At 41.0% G+C, this 17342-nt stretch carries 15 protein-coding genes and 1 pseudogene; 4 read left to right on the top strand and 12 right to left on the bottom strand.

What is annotated here, in order from left to right; genetic code table 11:
* Positions 1–146 precede the first annotated feature (146 nt).
* On the top strand, positions 147–2864 hold the full coding sequence (locus tag V7K15_RS00670) for a CHAT domain-containing protein (protein ID WP_334902090.1): 2718 nt from the start codon (positions 147–149) through the stop codon (positions 2862–2864).
* 131 nt (positions 2865–2995) lie between these two features.
* On the opposite strand, the gene V7K15_RS00665 is transcribed toward V7K15_RS00670, so the two are convergent.
* Both V7K15_RS00665 and aroC read right to left on the bottom strand, forming a co-directional pair.
* Entirely contained in the window at positions 2996–3775 is a 780-nt protein-coding gene (locus tag V7K15_RS00665) for a DUF928 domain-containing protein (RefSeq protein ID WP_334902088.1), read from the bottom strand.
* Between the two features lie 713 nt (positions 3776–4488).
* Positions 4489–5577 carry a chorismate synthase gene (aroC, locus tag V7K15_RS00660; protein ID WP_334902086.1) on the bottom strand — a complete coding sequence of 363 codons (1089 nt, stop codon included), beginning with the start codon at positions 5575–5577 and terminating at the stop codon, positions 4489–4491.
* Positions 5578–6103: 526 nt separating this feature from the next.
* Between aroC and V7K15_RS00655 the strand changes: the two genes are divergently transcribed.
* Positions 6104–6679: a single-stranded DNA-binding protein gene (locus V7K15_RS00655; RefSeq protein ID WP_334902084.1), complete on the top strand. Its 576-nt coding sequence runs from the start codon at positions 6104–6106 to the stop codon at positions 6677–6679.
* Between the two features lie 213 nt (positions 6680–6892).
* Here V7K15_RS00655 and V7K15_RS00650 read toward each other — a convergent pair whose 3' ends face one another.
* The 7 genes from V7K15_RS00650 to V7K15_RS00620 all read right to left on the bottom strand — a co-directional run bounded on the left by V7K15_RS00650 (position 6893) and on the right by V7K15_RS00620 (position 12800).
* On the bottom strand, positions 6893–7174 hold the full coding sequence (locus tag V7K15_RS00650; RefSeq protein ID WP_334902147.1) for a type II toxin-antitoxin system RelE/ParE family toxin: 282 nt from the start codon (positions 7172–7174) through the stop codon (positions 6893–6895).
* Complete coding sequence (locus V7K15_RS00645; protein ID WP_334902082.1) at positions 7155–7385, bottom strand: hypothetical protein; 231 nt, start codon at positions 7383–7385, stop codon at positions 7155–7157. Before V7K15_RS00645 ends, V7K15_RS00650 begins: the two co-directional genes overlap by 20 nt.
* Before the next feature lie 321 nt (positions 7386–7706).
* Positions 7707–8126 carry a PIN domain-containing protein gene (locus tag V7K15_RS00640; RefSeq protein WP_334902080.1) on the bottom strand — a complete coding sequence of 140 codons (420 nt, stop codon included), beginning with the start codon at positions 8124–8126 and terminating at the stop codon, positions 7707–7709.
* Positions 8123–8407, bottom strand: coding sequence for a hypothetical protein (locus V7K15_RS00635; RefSeq protein ID WP_334902078.1), 285 nt, complete (start codon positions 8405–8407; stop codon positions 8123–8125). The genes V7K15_RS00640 and V7K15_RS00635 overlap by 4 nt, the downstream gene beginning before the upstream one ends.
* A gap of 194 nt (positions 8408–8601) precedes the next feature.
* Positions 8602–11559, bottom strand: a complete 2958-nt coding sequence (locus V7K15_RS00630) for a hypothetical protein (protein WP_334902076.1) — start codon at positions 11557–11559, stop codon at positions 8602–8604.
* Positions 11522–12247, bottom strand: coding sequence for a hypothetical protein (locus V7K15_RS00625; RefSeq protein WP_334902074.1), 726 nt, complete (start codon positions 12245–12247; stop codon positions 11522–11524). Before V7K15_RS00625 ends, V7K15_RS00630 begins: the two co-directional genes overlap by 38 nt.
* 238 nt (positions 12248–12485) lie before the next feature.
* A complete protein-coding gene (locus V7K15_RS00620) occupies positions 12486–12800 on the bottom strand; it encodes a hypothetical protein (protein ID WP_334902072.1) in 315 nt (104 codons plus the stop codon).
* Between the two features lie 88 nt (positions 12801–12888).
* Between V7K15_RS00620 and V7K15_RS00615 the strand changes: the two genes are divergently transcribed.
* Positions 12889–14751: an ABC transporter ATP-binding protein gene (locus V7K15_RS00615; RefSeq protein WP_334902070.1), complete on the top strand. Its 1863-nt coding sequence runs from the start codon at positions 12889–12891 to the stop codon at positions 14749–14751.
* An 83-nt stretch (positions 14752–14834) separates the two neighbouring features.
* Here V7K15_RS00615 and ureG read toward each other — a convergent pair whose 3' ends face one another.
* Genes ureG through ureE form a run of 3 tightly spaced genes read right to left on the bottom strand, consistent with a single transcriptional unit; the run spans position 14835 to position 16586 of the window.
* Complete coding sequence (gene ureG / locus V7K15_RS00610) at positions 14835–15431, bottom strand: urease accessory protein UreG (protein WP_334902068.1); 597 nt, start codon at positions 15429–15431, stop codon at positions 14835–14837.
* A gap of 41 nt (positions 15432–15472) precedes the next feature.
* Complete coding sequence (locus V7K15_RS00605) at positions 15473–16150, bottom strand: urease accessory protein UreF (protein ID WP_442949636.1); 678 nt, start codon at positions 16148–16150, stop codon at positions 15473–15475.
* The gene (gene ureE, locus V7K15_RS00600) at positions 16140–16586 is read right to left on the bottom strand and encodes an urease accessory protein UreE (protein ID WP_334902064.1); all 447 of its coding nucleotides are present in this window, start codon (positions 16584–16586) and stop codon (positions 16140–16142) included. Before ureE ends, V7K15_RS00605 begins: the two co-directional genes overlap by 11 nt.
* 118 nt (positions 16587–16704) lie before the next feature.
* On the opposite strand from ureE, the pseudogene V7K15_RS00595 reads away from it, so the two are divergent.
* A pseudogene (locus V7K15_RS00595) lies at positions 16705–17273 on the top strand (Uma2 family endonuclease).
* The last annotated feature ends 69 nt before the right edge of the window (positions 17274–17342 follow it).

Here is a 17342-nt window from a genome sequence, read left to right as displayed (position 1 = left end):
ACTTTTAGCGCCTTGAGTTTGACAAGACATTCGCTGATAAAATACTGTATTTAATTATGCGATCGCAACACCAAAACTGTAAATTGCTTAAAGCGATCGCTGATTAAGTAAGAAATTAACTTCTGAAAGTATTAGTTTGTGCCATCATGCAACGCTTGCCATACCGTATTCGTCGCGTTTGGGCAGTTCTGTTTCTCACGACGCTAACCTTATGCTTGTGGTTAGCGTATCCTTCCCTAACAATTGGGCATCAGGGAATCGCAGAGATCGCAACAGCTAAATCGTCGGCTTTAACACAGCTAGCGCAGCAAGGACTTGAGCTATATCAAGCTGGCGATATTCAAGGAGCAATCAAGTCTTGGCAAAAAGCTCTCTCTTCTTCTCAAGAGCATAACAGTAATTTATCTGATAAGATAAGTGTCCTTACATACCTTGCTAGAGCATATCAACAAGTAGGTCAGATACCGGAAGCGATCGCGCAATTAAAGCAAGTTATCGCTTACTATCGTCAAACAAACCAGCCGATAAAAGTCGGACGGATGCTGACAGAACAGGCTCAACTCTACAGTAGCTTGGGACAGCACCGACGAGCAATTGCGATTTTGTGCGGTCAAAATCAAATCAATCTGCCATGTACTCAGGATAGTGCTTTAGAAATTGCCCGCCGCCACTCAGATTTTCTGGGCGAAGTCGCCGCTTGGGGCAGTTTAGGAAATGCTCATCGTCTCCAAGGCGAGTATAAGCAAGCTATTGAAGATTTTGAACATAGCTATGAAATCGCCAAGCGCATCAATAATCAAACTTATCTAGCGTCTACTTTAAATGGTTTAGCCAATACCTACGTTAGTCTGGCTAAGGGCAATCAGCGTCGTGCTGAATTTGCAAGCGAGGTAGGCGATCGCAAAGCAGCCCAAAAATTCCAGCAAGACACTGTTAGAGATGATAACCAAGCTGCACAATATTTTGAACAAAGTCTGAATCTAGCTCGTAGCCAAAACCAGAGAGTAAACGAACTGCGATCGCTACTAGGTTTAGTTAGGCTTTATGATCGCCAACATCCTGAAGATAAAGCCATAGTTAACAATATATTACAGCAAGCGATCGTCGTCTTGGAACAATTGCCCGACTCTCGTGAGCAAGCTTATGGGGCGATTCAACTCGCTAATCTTTTACAACTGGCTAACCAAAAGAGCGAGTCGGTAACAACTGACCCAGCAACTCAATGCTTGAAGTCAGAATCATTACTCCCGTCTGTTGAACTACTCAACAAAGCTGTGGCAATCACTCAAAAAATACAGGATAGCGAGGGAGAATCCTTTGCCAAAGGTCGCTTAGGACATATTTACGAATGTCGTCAAGATTATCAAGAAGCGATAAATTTAACTCAACAAGCGCTGATTGGCACTGTCAGAAAGGAAAGCTTTTACTTGTGGGCTTGGCAAGCGGCACGCTTATCTAAAGCTACAGGTCGGGTGAAAGAAGCGATTAATTTTTATGAACAATCTGTTGATAGCCTCAAAAGTATCCGCAGCGACCTGACATTAGAACAGCGAGATTTTCAATTTGATTTTCGAGACAATATTGAACCAGTTTACCGGGAGTTACTTGAGTTACGCCTAGAGCAAACTGAGCATCTTGTTCAAGAATCTGATATTCAACAGAATTTGGAATTTGTCCTTCTCGGAATAGATGAGTTAAGGCTAGCAGAACTACAAAATTATTTAGGTAATGATTGTGCTTTAGCACTGATTCAGCAACCAGTGCCATTAATCGGGAAAAACACTGCTGTCTTGAGTTCGATTATCTTGAAAGACCGCCTAGCGATCATTCTTACCTTGGCTGACGAGCAGAAAAAATTTAAATCACGACTTTTTTGGGTACCTGCTAAGAGTCAGGAAGTCAAAGATGTAATCAGTGACCTGCGAGTAAAACTTGAAAAACGTTCCGATTTAGAAAACAGTTATCAAGCTAAAGCTCAACAAGTGTATGACTGGTTTATTCGTCCTTTTATCAAAGATTTAGAAACAGATAAAATCGAAACTTTAGTATTTATCCAAGATGGAATTCTTCGGAGTATCCCAATGGGGGCGCTGTTTGACGGCAAGCAATTCTTGATTGAAAAGTATGCGATCGCCACTACCCCAGCACTAACTCTAACCAATCCAATCCGCTATAACCCTCAAGAATTAAGAGTATTGGCTTTCGGCTTGACAGAAGCAGCTACCGTTGAAACGGATGCGGGGGCAAAATTTTTTCAGCCGCTTAGTCAAGTGAAATTAGAGCTGAAAACCATTACAAAGAGTTTACCTCAAAGCATGGGCTTATTGGATCAAGATTTTACAACTGAGCGCTTGCAACAAGAGTTAGCAAAAAATACTTACCCAGTAATTCATCTAGCAACACATGGCAAGTTTGGTATTGATGATCGAGAAACGTTCTTGGTGACAGGTAAAAAAGTTAAAGTAAATTATCAAAAATCTCGCCGACCTGAGACTTATAATCAAAAATTGACAATCAGCGACCTTTATCAACTAATTAGTAATACTCGCGATCGCAATCATCCCATAGAGTTACTGACCTTGACAGCTTGTGAAACAGCAGTAGGTAGCGATCGTGAAACTCTAGGTCTAGCTGGTATCGCCATCCAAGCCGGATCTCAAAGTGCTATGGCTTCTCTATGGAAAATTGATGATGCCGCAACCGCGCAACTGATAGCCAAATTTTATCAAAACTGGCACAGTGGACTAAGTAAGGCTAGAGCTTTACAGGCGACTCAAATAGCTTGGCTAAAAACGCATCAGCAGCAACTCGAAAGTCACCCTGGATACTGGGCACCATTCATTCTCATTGGTAACTGGCTTTAAATCAGTGAATAGTGAATAGTTAATCACTGTCTTGAAATTTTGGCTCTATAGCTCCTTTTATTAACTCTAATAAGGGGAGCGATAGAACCGAAATTTTTAAGTGCTTTTTGGTTGAAATTCAAACGTTTATACTAGCGCTGCAATTGATGAATTGCGCTTTTTGTAAGTTCTACTTGGATTTGTTCTTTTAGTCCTGTTTCAGATCCATTTGCTACCTTTTCTAGAAGAGATATCTTTAATTCTCTCAGCCTCGGCTGATCTTTTGAGATTAAAGCGATTTCTAAACTGTTGTACCACAAATCAGCTTGGTTATAGAGATTTGCCTTAGTTAAAACATCATTACTTTGAGAGAGTTGCTTTTGCAAATCTGGTTGAAGTGAAACTACTTTCATCGCAGCTGTAGCAAATGGATTACCTGACGGGCGATTAGCGTCGCAGACTAATTCGACTTGCCAAAGATATCTTTGACCAACTAACAATTCTGGACTGGACAAAGATAGCATCATAATTCCTGGTGAACTTTTAAAACTTTCGTCTTTAATCTCCTTTACCAACTTAGATTGTTTGCTAGCTTGGTCATACTCATAAAGCCGAAACTCCATTTGCGAGGAGGCAGAATTGCTGATAAACCAAGCGAATGTAAGACGGGTTGCCAAAGTTTGCCCATAAATTTGGGAAGGTGCAAGCAAAATGATGGCTGGAATGCTACTTGAAGATGTCTCGGACTGAGTTTCGCATCCTCTAGAGCCACCTGAAGTTCCTGTAGTCTGAGGTGGGGGATCGTTAGAATTATTGTTCCCATCAGCTAAGGCTGTTGTAGGCATCAATAACAATAAGCTCAAGCTAATATAGATGTATGTGAAAAGGCTTTTCCTCAAACATTTCTGGCAAGGGCGTAATATCTGAGTCATGTTCTACCTCGATAAGTTGCTAGGATAAGTAGGTGGGCGTTAAAAAATACAACTAGATTAAGAAATGTAAATTGCTTAAAAGCTTATATTCAAAGCCTTTCTGGTACTTTACATAAGTTTACATAGTTGGCTTTTATTCTGCCTACCTACTTAAGTCTTAAGAACATATCTGCTTAAACAACCTATATTTTGCAGATGAGCTTGAAAATAAATACGGTTGGGTTGCAAAAACCTGTCCTGGTCTGGTAAAAGTGCAGAAAGCAGATAATTCAGCAGCGAAAGATACGCCGTTAATAAACCGCAAGTAACTATTTTCTGATGGCGGCACTTAATATACAAGATTATTCTACTGTTATGCGCTGGTATATGCGATATCCATTGGTGTCAACTTAAGCTGAAATCTTCTGACTGTATGAGTTTTGCCCTCACCCCCAGCCCCTCTCACATATTGGGAGAGGGGAGAAAATTCTCCAGTTCCCCTTCTCCCATCTTGGGAGAAGGGGTTAGGGGATGAGGGCAACCCTGGAACCCTTGCTAAACCTAACTTCTACTTTAAGTTGACACTAATGGGCATTGCCGTGCCCCTACCAACGTATTTGTATCATAATTAAAGTCAAACAGTATAAGCTTAGGCACTCGCGTATAAGTACACAGGGCGAGTCAGATACTTACCCCAGGAAAATAAATATTTTTTGGAAGTCAAAGTGTAGTGCCTACAAGACCTTACACTGCCCATGATGCCGTAACAAATGGTCACACAGCACTAACGCTACCATTGCCTCAACCATTGGAACTGCACGCGGCAATACACAAGGATCATGGCGTCCTTTGGCTGCTAATAGCGTTTCTTCGCCCTCACGAGTTACAGTTTTCTGCTCTTTTCTAATTGTTGCTGTCGGCTTAAATGCAACTCGCAAAATGATATTTTCCCCGTTGGAAATACCGCCTTGAATACCACCAGAACGGTTTGTTAATGTGCGGATTTCACCATTTTGATCAATATAAAATTCGTCGTTATGCTCAATTCCGGTTAGTAGCGTTCCGCCAAAACCGGAACCAATTTCAAAGCCTTTGCTGGCAGGGAGAGACATCACACCCTTAGCGATATCAGCTTCCAATTTATCAAATACTGGTTCGCCCAAACCTTTCGGCACATTTCGCGCCACACATTCTACGACACCGCCGATAGAATCCCCTTGTCTACCAATTTGCTCAATTAGTTCAATCATGCGATCGCAGCATTCAGCATCGGGACAACGGACGATATTGCTTTCCACTTGTTCTAAGGTGACAGTATTTGGATCAACTACACCTTCCAAGTCTTTGATGCGCTTAACGTAAGCGATAATTTCGACATTGGCGACTTGACGGAGAATTTTTTTAGCGATCGCACCTGCTGCTACTCTTCCAATTGTCTCACGCGCTGACGACCTACCCCCACCTTGCCAATTGCGAATCCCATATTTTGCATCATAAGTTGCATCCGCATGAGAAGGCCGATACTTCTGGGCCATCTGGTCGTAATCTTGAGGACGAGTATCTTGATTACGTACCAAAATTCCTATAGGCGTTCCTAGTGTTTTGCCTTCAAATACCCCTGATAAAATCTCGCAGGTATCCGCTTCTTTGCGAGGGGTAGTAATTTTACTTTGTCCCGGACGCCTTCTATCTAGTTCTGCTTGAATTTCTTCTGCCGAAATTTCTAGTTGTGGAGGACAACCATCAATCACAACTCCCACACCGCCGCCGTGAGACTCGCCAAAAGTAGTTATCCGAAATAGATCACCAAAAGTGTTGCCCATGATTTTGACGAAAAAGGATGAGGCTTATGTATTTTACCTAGAGTTTTTGCAAAAGTTAAATTTATTTTTAGCAATTACTTGGATTAAAAAATGACACACTTATAAAAAAGGGTATGCGCTACCAACAAATGGATGTTTCGCTGTTTTAAGAAAATATATCAACTGTTTATGGACTACGCGCCGCAAATTTTGTCCACCCCGGTATTTTTCCATCTCACGTCAAGACTTAATTTTTGCCAATAATTTTTTCTATTTGAGGAATTCATGGTACAATTATACTACTCAAATGCAGAATTCAATGCTCCTAAAGTCAAGCGAGGGTGGCGAACAGCATATTTAAGGCTGTTCAAAGTGATCGCTTGGCTTTTATGCTAGAAATGACTAAAAACTCAGAGTTGATCTAGAAAATTTATTCAGGCATTATTAAAAAATGCAAACAATTAAACATATTTTGATATTAATTGGCACTACATAGAAAAACCCCCACTTTTTCAATCAACACTTTTTGTACTCAGGAGTAATTTTAATGAACAGCTGCGTTTTGATGGCGGAAATTATTGACGAGCCGCAACTCCGCTATACGGCGGATAATCTGGGAGTCACGGAAATGCTGGTGCAGTTTCCCAATTCCCAGAAACCAGAAGATCCACCAGCCACCTTAAAAGTTGTCGGCTGGGGGAATTTAGCAACGGAAATTCAGCAAAAGTATCACCAAGGCGATCGCGTCATCTTGGTAGGACGTTTAACCATGAATACTGTTGAGCGTCAAGAAGGTTTTAAAGAAAAACGCGCTGAATTGACGGTGCAACAAATTCAACCTGTTGGAGGTAGTTTTAATACTGATCCATCGCCTTCAGCAACCGTAACTCCATCATTTACTGAAACGTCTCCACAACAACCATCACCAGCATCTCGTCCACCACAGAAAGACGTTCCCACTTACGAATCACCACGTGCAGCGCCTACCCCAGCGACAAATGCTGTTGGTGTTACTCCCCAAGCGACAACTTACGAACCCATACCCCAACGCACAAATTATGAGCGAACCACTAATCCAGCAGTGAAAGCGGAAGAACCAGATCCAGATGATATTCCCTTCTAAAGTTGGTAGTTGAGTGTGTATTCAGTTTGCTAACCATACTTAGCAACAAGCAAAATTAATAATTTCTACAAATAGCCATCCTTGAGGATGTGCTATTTTTTTTGTCTGCGTTGACGCTTTGCGTCTTGTCGTGAGACATCGCTTAGTTTAGTCCTACCTTTACTAACTCTATTTTAATCTCTCAATCTAAAGCTTCAGACTCTATTTTACCATTTAATAAACTTCATCATGGTTGCCAATATCAATCAATAAAATAACCATTTCTAACAAATTCTCATCCTCAGATAAATTAAAAATAATTCTACAATCATAAGCAACAGAACAAGACCACAACCCCGCTAAATTTCCTGTTAACTTATGAGACTTTAAAGACGGTGTAAATGGATCATCTGCCAAAAGCCTTAATACCTTAACAATTTGATTCTTTAATTGCAGGTTTTTCTTTGTGATCTTCCTAAAAGACCGCTTAAATCCACTACTCCAGACAACTTCCATCATCATCTCCTAGTAAATCAGCGATCAAATCATCAACGCTTCCCCTATGAGCTGTCCCATCCTTAAAAGCCTGCATCACTTCCTGAGCATTAGCCAAAATTTCAATCCGCCGATTCTCAATTCGTTGCTGGCGAAGAAACTCAAATAAATACTCTCGATCTTCTGTGGGCAAACTTTCAATAGAATTAATAATTTCTTGTAAAGTCATCATAGAACCTTCCAATTAAGTAAACTCTACCTTTACTAACTCTATTTTAATCTCTAAATCCAAAGCCTCAGCCTCTTACATTTAGCCAATTTCCGCAAAAATATAATACAATATCAGGCGCAGTGGGGGCAAATGTTTCTGAAGGGCAGAAGCAGGGATTAGCGTAGGCGTAGCCCGCCACAGGCATCGCTAGGGCAATCATCAATAATCCACCAATTTTAACTTCAGATGAATCTACAGCTAATTTAGCAAAGCATTTCCAGTAGTGTTGGCAGGATGGGAACGATTAAGATTTACCATAATCTTTGTTTTAAGGAAAAGCATTTAAGGAGAATTTGTTAATTCCTGAATCAATTGCTCAGGAGTTAAAATTCGGGGTGTAATAGCGGTGAAATCTTGAGGATTACGGGTAATAATCGCATCTAATTGATTCAAGACAGCAGTGGAGTATTGAATAGCATCTTCAAAATCCCTAAAATTTGCTGTTAGAGCCATCGTAATTACAGCTTGATTTACCGTAGCAATTTGACAGAACCTAACTATTTGTCTCAAAAACTCAATAGTTAAATCTCGACCTTTTTGTTTACGGATAAGATAGTAAAGGTCGCTAATAGTTGATGCTGAAATGTAGCCTTCTATTTGTCCCTGTTCAACAAATGCTAAAACTGTCTCGCTATTAGTGATATATGGCTGTCGTTCCAGGGCAATATCCACAATTATGTTGGTGTCAAGCAAGACTTTCACAGGTTATGTTTATCCTTTAAATATTCCCATTTGGCTTGATGTGGATCAAAATCAGGAGGTGCTGGCTGAGTTTTCTCAAACCAGTTTTGCAAAGCATTGATTTTAGTTCGTCTTTTAGGTGTCTCTGTCTGCGGTTCACTTGCTGGGACTGTAATATTGTCAAGCTTCTCAATAGCTTGCAAGACAATCACTTCCACATCTCCGGGGGGTAAATTCACTGGTTCGGTAATCACCAAGTTACCTGCTGAATCGATTTTCCCATTAAGTTTGTAAGCTTGCATAATATTTCTCCTACGATTCTGTTTCTAGATTATCTCGCACTGTCCAAATTGCATCGCGTATTTCTCCAGTACAATCTTCACCGGTTAGTTCTTGCCATCAGATGAATCTACAGCTAATTTAGATCCTTTAACTGAAAAAGCAATCAAGTTTTGCGATTGCTGTATGATTGACTGTCCACTTTGACGGAATAGGGTTATTTGCTTCCAGAAGGAGGAAGTAAATTCCGATATTCCAAGTGTCCGCGTTTGCCCAAATCTTGAATAATATTTTCAGCAGTTTTTATTGCTTGGACACTCGTGCTTTGAATAGCTTTACTGAGGATAGCCTTAGTTTCATTCTGCCAACCGTAGGGACTCCAAACAGACTTATCATTTTTAATCATCAGTTCAAGGCACTCGACAGATGATTCTGGCATCGTATCAACAAGTACATCTAGACGTTCCAGCAGCAAAAAGTCAGGGTTTACTTTGCCAGTTAGCTCAAGAATCTGTTTAATCTGTGCAATAGCCCAAGTGTCATCAAATTTCCCAGAACCGAACCACCAGCCAAAAGCAGCAAGTTCAGTGGCGTAGGAACTAGGTTCAGCAGAATTAAACGCTGTTTCAAAACGCTTCTTCCAGAGCAATTGGAGACTATTAAGGATTTGCGGAGCTATCTCATCTTTTGTGTTCTTAAGGCTTCGCCCCACAAATTCTAGAGCATAGCCACGCAACGTATCAGAAGCTAACTCAAAAAACCGTGCCAGTAATGCTCCTGGCTCATCCAAATTCAGCTTCCCACGCCAGTAGAGAGTCATCAAGTGTTGGGCAAAACCTTCATCGGTATGTGTCAGTTTTTGTCGTTCAATCGAGGTGGGATCGATTTGTTCAACTGCATAGCGGTATTCCTCATGTAGTAAATCAAAGGTATTGTCATAAACACCAGAAAAATTAATGTAGCTTTCCCAAGCAGCAAGCCGCAGATTGCTGAAAGTCTCATCCTGTGGAAATATTTTTCCTATACTTTGATTTGCCCATAGCGGATCTAGTAAAGCCAGCCAAGGAAACCACTGACCATAAACTGAGCGTATCGCTAAAGATGGCTCTATATCTGGGTTAAGATGTTCATCAAGTACCTGCCGTACTTCTGGCATTTCATCAAAACCTCGTTGCAACTGCTCTGCACTCTCAGGTATTTGCTCAAAGTGGCGACGAATCCAGAGGGCATAGCGTACAACTGTGTGCATTGCTTCCCCGCGAACAGTATTGATTGCCAGATCATTATAATTATTATTTGAGCTATGGTACTTTATTTCTCTTTCTTGTGTAGGGTCTGGATGTTGAGTTAAAAGTCTGAGGATGTTCCAAACCCGATCGCGAAAATTAAACTGAATTGCTATTGTATCAAGGTTCAGTCCGACTCCAAGCAAGTCTACCACTGTTCGGCAAGGTTCGAGCCAACTGCTGCTGGGTTCGTTATAAATTGTCTGATATTTCTTCAATTCTTCAGATTTCTCTGCCAACCAATTGCAGAGACTTAGAACAGATATCCAATCAAATTCTCTTATTTCTTGCTGTTGTCTTGATTGATTATTTAAAGCCTGACACAAACCTCTAAGCAAATTCGATATATATGTTGGGTGTATATCTTGAAATTGAGCGGCTCCCTGTGCATAACGTTCGGGACTTTTTTCAGCCAGTCTTGCCAGAGCAGATCCTAGCCCTGAGCGTGATGGCTCTTCAAAGGGATCTGTAGAATTTTGCTCCCATGTTCTAAGAAAGGCAACTAGCTCCTCAATACTCATAGATTCTAATTCTGAGTCAGTCTTTGGACTTCCAACACCTAAGACTCTAAATGTGCTGACTCCTCTAGAAAAAATATTTGAAATTTCAATAGTACCAAACTCATTAACTAATTGTTGATATCTTTCTTGCCAATCTATTGGAAGACTATCTTTTATTATTGTCAGTTTGTGCCACTGCCAATATTTTATCCATTCAGCTTTTTTATCTTGATCTTCTTGCCAATTCAAGTCAAGTTCAGGCTTGTCAATCCAACTTAGAATTTGCTCTTGTTTCTCTATTGGCAGTTGAGAAAAATTCTCTTTCAGTAAGTGTCCGTACTCATAATCTTCGTAAGAACTACTATCTGTGAAATGCTCACGATCAGCCAATTTTTTAATAAGCAAATCGTGGTCTACTTCTGGAAACTTACGAATCAGGTAAAGTGCAATGCGATGAAAAATCCGCCAGGATCGCTTCTCTAACTCCGAAATGATATCTCCTATTTTAGTCTTATCATCTTCTAAAATCTGCTCTGCTGTATCTCTGACTGCTGCTACCAAATGTTCTCTAATTTTATCATGCGAGTAATTTCTAGGATGTTCATCAATAGCGTATCGCCAATAACCTGAGCCATCCTCCCAGATAAGTGAATTTTCTTGCAGTTGTTGAATTTCTTCATCACGGTGGGAAAACTGAACTGCATCAAATAGCAGAAGAGCTAACATTTTAAAAACATCTAGTTTGTTTTTACCTGCTACTTTCACTAATTCAGGTACATTCTTTTTAATAATTTGTTCATAATGCCAGTTATCAAAGCGTATTCGTGGTTTTGGTGAGGGAAGATAAACTCTGGTGCTACCTTCTTCTTGATTGTTAAAACTAAAGTCTTTCTTAACAGCAAGTAATATTCGAGCCAGTTCTAGTGCTTTCTTAATCTCATCCCCTTGAGCAAGATGCACTATGAGAGCAGCAACTTTCTCTGGGAATAGAGATGATGAGTATAGTGATTCTTCTATCCAGGTTTTAACTTTAGGAACTAATTGCCCTGCTTCTTGTGAGGGCATCTGAAGTGCTGCATCAACAAAGTCTTCATGAACACGGGGATTGTTGCTTTCTATCTGCCGTGCAATTTCTAGAACCTCTTTCGGCTCGTGTTCAGCCATTCGCGCTAGATAGCGAGACTGAGGCCACATAGGAAAGCTGACACTGCCTTGACTAACATCCTCAATAATTTGTGGAGGATTCTTGAAAAACCCTTTATCCTTTAACGGTTTAATCCACTCTGGATTTTGTAGACGATTGAAAAAATAAATGCGTTGCTGGGGATGAATCAGCTTTGCTATGGCTTTATCAAGCTGTTGAGGAGTTGGCTTCTTCCAGGATGTCATCGATTTCATCTGTAGTATTATAAAAGTCTTGAGCAAATGTACTTAGGAATGCCTCAAATATATCAAACCAATATAAAAGTTCATCTTCTTTATATTCTTTATCAACTTTCCCGTTATCGTGTGCTGTTTTAACAAGCCATTGGCTCATTTTTTTCCATTGATTCACTTGAGGCAACAATTCTTCCACAAGTGCATCTTTAGAAACACATTCAGCAAAAAATACCCCAATTCTCTTTTCAAATTGTGGTCTTTTTTCCGTATGTTCTTTAATTATGTAGGCAATTTCACGGTATAACTCACGAGGTATAAAAATATCGGGAGAAGAAGATGGTAAATTAGTTTGAGAATTGATTCCAACTTCTGGAAAACTCCCATCTATTGTAAAACTTTTATTTTCCCAATTTTTTGCCATATTTTCGATTAAATTGTAATATTCAACTTTACTTGCTTGACCCAATTTTACGTTAAGTAAGCGGTTGCAAATTTCGCGCAGACAGTGAGCGATAAGCCTAACTCTACCGGGGATTTGTATTTCAAACCTTAAACGCACTGCACTTTCATAAAGTTCTGCTAGAGAAGGAGCTTCTTCGTGTAACCATATCTGTCTTTTTCTGCGGTCATCTGTCCAGTGAGATAAAAGTATATCTTTAGGAGGGTTAGATTCAGGCTGTTTACCATTTAGTTCCACAACTTATTCGCTAATAATTGACATAAACGTTAATTTATTCAAATTCTACTGTAAGTAGGCACGATAAAATCAAGGTATATTGAGTTTTGTAAAAACCCTGGAACTATTTATTTATAAGCTCTTTGTTGACTTTACAGTTTGTTACATAGGTTCATTTTTTCACACCGACTTCTTTGTATTATTATATTACAAAATTTATGGTTGAAAGCACTTGGTAAAAAACTTGTCCATCTTAATTTCACTCCCCCATTGGGGGATTTTTTAGGGCAACGATCGCTGGAGATGTCAAATCATAAAAACGAGAACAACCACTGCAAAAGCATAACTCAGCATTGCAGACTGGCGATCGCTCCTTAACCAATTTACGGATTTGCTCTCCTGGCTGTTTTGTTCGTGGTGGCAAGTTACTGTAGTTAATGGTGTTATGTAAAGACTGGAACTCTGAAAAGAGAGCGATACCATGAACCGATCGCAGTTTGCAGAGATGACAGGCAGTGATGCATCGCAAATGCGTGTATATTTTGGAAGTATGCGATGTCAGAAAAACTGCCAAAGAGTGTAAAAACCAAATTTACCAACAGATACATCAAAACTATTGTTAAAATCAAATAATTTTAAGTTAATATTCCTACCCAACTCCTATGAGAGAAACTGTCCTAGAGGTTCGCAATCTCCAAGTGGAATTCCCCAGTGATGGCAACATTAACAGAGCTTTGGATGGTATTTCCTTTGCGCTACATCGAGGTGAAACTCTAGGAATAGTAGGAGAATCGGGGAGTGGTAAATCAGTGACAGCCCTTGCTGTGATGGGTTTGTTGCAAACTCCGGGTATAGTTACTGGCGGTGAAATCTGGTTTCGTCCGCAGGAGAATGCTAACTCTATCGATTTGGTAAAATTGCCTCCTGAGCAAATGCAGTTGCATCGGGGTGGCGACATTGCGATGATTTTTCAAGAACCGATGAGTTCGCTTAATCCGGTTTATAACATCGGGTTTCAGCTAACAGAAGCGATTATGCGGCATCAAAATGTGTCAGCATCCCAAGCACGACAAATTGCGATCGCAGGTTTGCAAGAGGTAAAACTTCTACCGAGCGATGAAGAGATACAACAGCAGTATACCGATTCATCGAAACTAGATCCATCAAAGTTGCCACAGTTGGTTAAAGAACACAAAGAAGCGATGCTGGAACGCTACCCTCATCAACTTTCTGGGGGTCAGTTGCAACGGGTGATGATTGCAATGGCAATTTCTTGCAACCCATTAATCTTAATTGCCGATGAACCAACCACAGCCTTAGATGTGACGGTGCAAGCAACAATTTTGGAGTTAATCCGAGAATTGCAGCAAACCCGTGACATGGCAATGATTTTCATCACCCACGACTTGGGGCTAATTTCGGAAATTGCTGACGAAGTAGCGGTGATGTATAAAGGCAAAGTTGTCGAGTCTGGTGCTTCTGAGCAAATTTTCAGCAGTCCTCAGCATCCATATACTAAAGGTTTGATCGCCTGCCGCCCCACACTTGACCGCCGTCCCCAAAAATTACTCACTGTTTCCGACTATATGAGTGCAGAAGAGACACCAACGGGAGAAGTAGTAATTCAGGCGAAAGAACCCGCACAACCCACAGAAGTCACCACCGAAGAGATTGCTGCAAGATTGGCAAACTTCAATCAGAAGGAACCTCTGCTACAAATCCGCAACCTGAAAGTTGGTTTTCCAGTGCGCGGGGTGTTCGGTGGTACAAAACGCTACAATATGGCAGTCAATGGCGTTTCCTTTGATGTCAAACCAGGAGAAACACTAGGTTTGGTGGGAGAATCTGGTTGCGGTAAAACCACCCTTGGCAGAACCTTGATGCGATTAATTGAACCGATGAGTGGTCAGATTATCTTTGAGAAACAAGATATTACTAGCCTCAAAGGAGAACCCTTGCAAAAACTGCGGCGAGAAATGCAAATAGTCTTCCAAAACCCTTTCAGTTCTCTTGACCCACGGATGAAGGTTGGAGACGCGGTGATGGAACCGTTGGTAATTCACTCCGTTGGTAAGACAAAGCAACAACGACATCAGCGAGTAGCCGAACTCTTAGAACGGGTGGGCTTGAGTGCAGATGCGATTAACCGCTATCCACATCAGTTTTCTGGCGGTCAACGCCAACGGATTTGCATAGCCCGTTGTTTGGCGTTAAACCCTAAATTTATTATCTGTGATGAATCAGTTTCAGCGCTGGATGTTTCAGTACAAGCGCAGGTATTAAATCTTCTCAAAGAATTACAGTCAGACTTTCAGCTTACTTATATTTTTATTTCGCATGATTTAAGTGTAGTGAAATTTATGAGCGATCGCATTTTAGTGATGAATCGCGGTCAAATTGTTGAAGAAGGGACAGCCGAAAGTCTTTACCTGCAACCCAAAGAGGAATACACGCAAAAATTAATTGCTGCGATTCCTACCGGGAGTGCTGAACGTGTGCGAAATCGTCATCTACGGGCTTTATAGTAAAATTGTAGGGGCAATACCCTGCGGGAAGCTAAAGCTACATGAATTGCCCCTACCTGAATACAGCGCAAGTCATTTTCTTTTTAACAGATATTTGTGCAAACAAAGTTAATTACATCTGCAAGTCCAGACTGAGTTTTCAAATTAGTAAAAATAAAAGGTTTATCACCGCGCATTTTTTTAGCATCTCGTTCCATCACACTTAAATCTGCACCGACATAGGGTGCAAGATCAGTTTTATTAATCACCAACAAATCAGATTTTGTAATACCGGGACCACCTTTGCGGGGAATTTTATCGCCAGCCGCAACATCAATGACGTAAATTGTTAAATCCACCAATTCGGGACTAAAAGTAGCAGCCAAATTATCGCCGCCACTTTCCAAAAATACCAAATCCAAATTGATAAAACGTTCCTCTAACTGTTCAATTGCCGCCAAATTCATCGAAGCATCTTCACGAATAGCAGTGTGAGGACAACCACCAGTTTCTACACCCAAAATGCGATCGCTTGTCAACGCCTGAGAACGCACTAAAAACTGAGCATCCTCTTGAGTATAAATATCATTCGTCACCACTGCAATCTGATACTGCTCACGCAACCCCTTACACAAAGCATCCACCAAAGCCGTCTTCCCCGAACCCACTGGGCCAGCAACTCCTACTCGAAATGCATTCATAACTTCTCACTCCTGTACAGACGCGATTAATCGCGTCTCTCCTAACTCCTAAACAACCTTGTATACTGCGTTTCATGCTGCATACTCGCCAGCGACAAACCCCAACTACAACAGGCGAGTTGATCATCCTCCAACGCGAGAATTTCTAATGCCGCAGCGATGAGTAATGGTTGCAAATCTAGCAATAACTGCTGTCCTGCTGTTTGTCCAAGGGGAATAAGTTTCACACCAGCAGTAATCAAATTACTTGCCCAACTATGCAGATATCCGAGTAATGCGGCTTTGATAGTGATTTGCCAATGGGCAACGGCAATGCCAAAAGCGATCGCATAATTGCCAGGATTACCTACAGCATTGACAATAGGCATAATCTGTGGTTCTAGTTTACCAAGTAGTTGGATCAGCGATCGCCCCATCTGCCAACTAGAAGCGCGTAACTCTTCTGTTTCTCTAGCAGCAGATAACCAGAGATTCCAACGGCATAGCGATTCAATATCACCCATTTTTGCAGCTTGCTCAGATCGTACCATCACCGCCGCCTCTAACCGAATTGCCCCGTAGAGCAACTCTGCTTCTAGCCAATGTTTGAGATGTATCTGGTTAGCGATCGTACCATTTTCCACCAGCATTTCCAAGCCTTCAGAATAACTATATGCTCCCACAGGCAAAGTAGGGCTAGCCAGCTGCAAAATACTCAAAAGATGGCTGTCAGTGAGCATGATACTGTTGTCCATAAGCTCCCAATTCTGGTTGAAACGGTAAAATTTCCTCTTTAACTTCTAACCCCAATTGTTCCAACATCGTGCGTAAAACCGAATCTGAAGATAAGCGTAAATAAGTCGGAGTAATTTCTACAGGTACATGGCGATTTCCCAGATGGTATGCTGCGCGTAATAATAAAAGTGGTGTTTGGGCAAAGGCAGTCAGGACTAATTCTGGTTTGGCAGTAATTCTGATTAAACTGCTATGGGTTTCTTCTTCGAGAATATCGCCATCGTGTAACACAGTTCCTCTGGGTAAATGGAAAAACACAACCTTAGCATCTGCCGTTTCAAAGCGATGACGACTGCGGGTGCGTTCTTCGGCTGTTAGCGCCAGAGTAAAGGTAACTGCGGCATCGCTATTAGGTGGTTTAAGTTGGCTAAATATCAGCATACACAGTTTCGCCTGATCTTCCGCTTTTCATTATGGTTCTATTTAAATACCATAGTTGCCTTGCCCAAAGAAAGATAAAATTAAACAAAGAAAGGCAACCAGCCAAACGGGGACAATCATGAACCAAGCAATTGAGGGAGTACGCTGGACAATTCACGATTTAGAAGTTCTACCCGAAAATGAGTGGAGGCGCTATGAAATTATTAATGGAGAACTCTTTGTGACTCGCACTCCTCACCGCCGTCATCAACAAGGTTGTGGCAAAATATTTTGACAACTCGATGTTTGGTCAGATTCGAGTAGTTTAGGGGAAACAATTGTGAATCCCGGAGTGATTTTTCCCAATCAGATAGCGTTATACCGGATGTAGTTTGGGTAAGTCGAGAACGACTGGCGCAAATTGAAGATGAAGCGGGACATTTGACGGGCGCACCAGATTTAGTAGTAGAGGTTTTATCCCCTGGTAAACAAAATGAATTTCGAGACAAAGAAGCAAAACTGAAACTTTATTCCGTTCAAGGCGTGCGTGAGTATTGGATTGTTGATCGCTTTAGTCAAAAAGTCGAAGTTTATCGCCGAGAAAAAGCACAATTGGTTTTAGTTGCTACTTTGTTAGGCCATGATGAAATCACATCGCCACTTTTACCCGGATTTTGTTGTTCTATCCGTTTGTTTTTTCCTGAATAATAGCAAATTCGAGAAGGTTTATGGAAACCTAACCGCTAGATATAAATGTAAATATTGATTCCAAAATTG

The sequence above is a fragment of the Nostoc sp. genome (assembly GCF_036919815.1).
Taxonomy (GTDB): Bacteria; Cyanobacteriota; Cyanobacteriia; order Cyanobacteriales; family Nostocaceae; genus Nostoc.
This window is presented reverse-complemented; position numbering and strand designations above follow the sequence as displayed.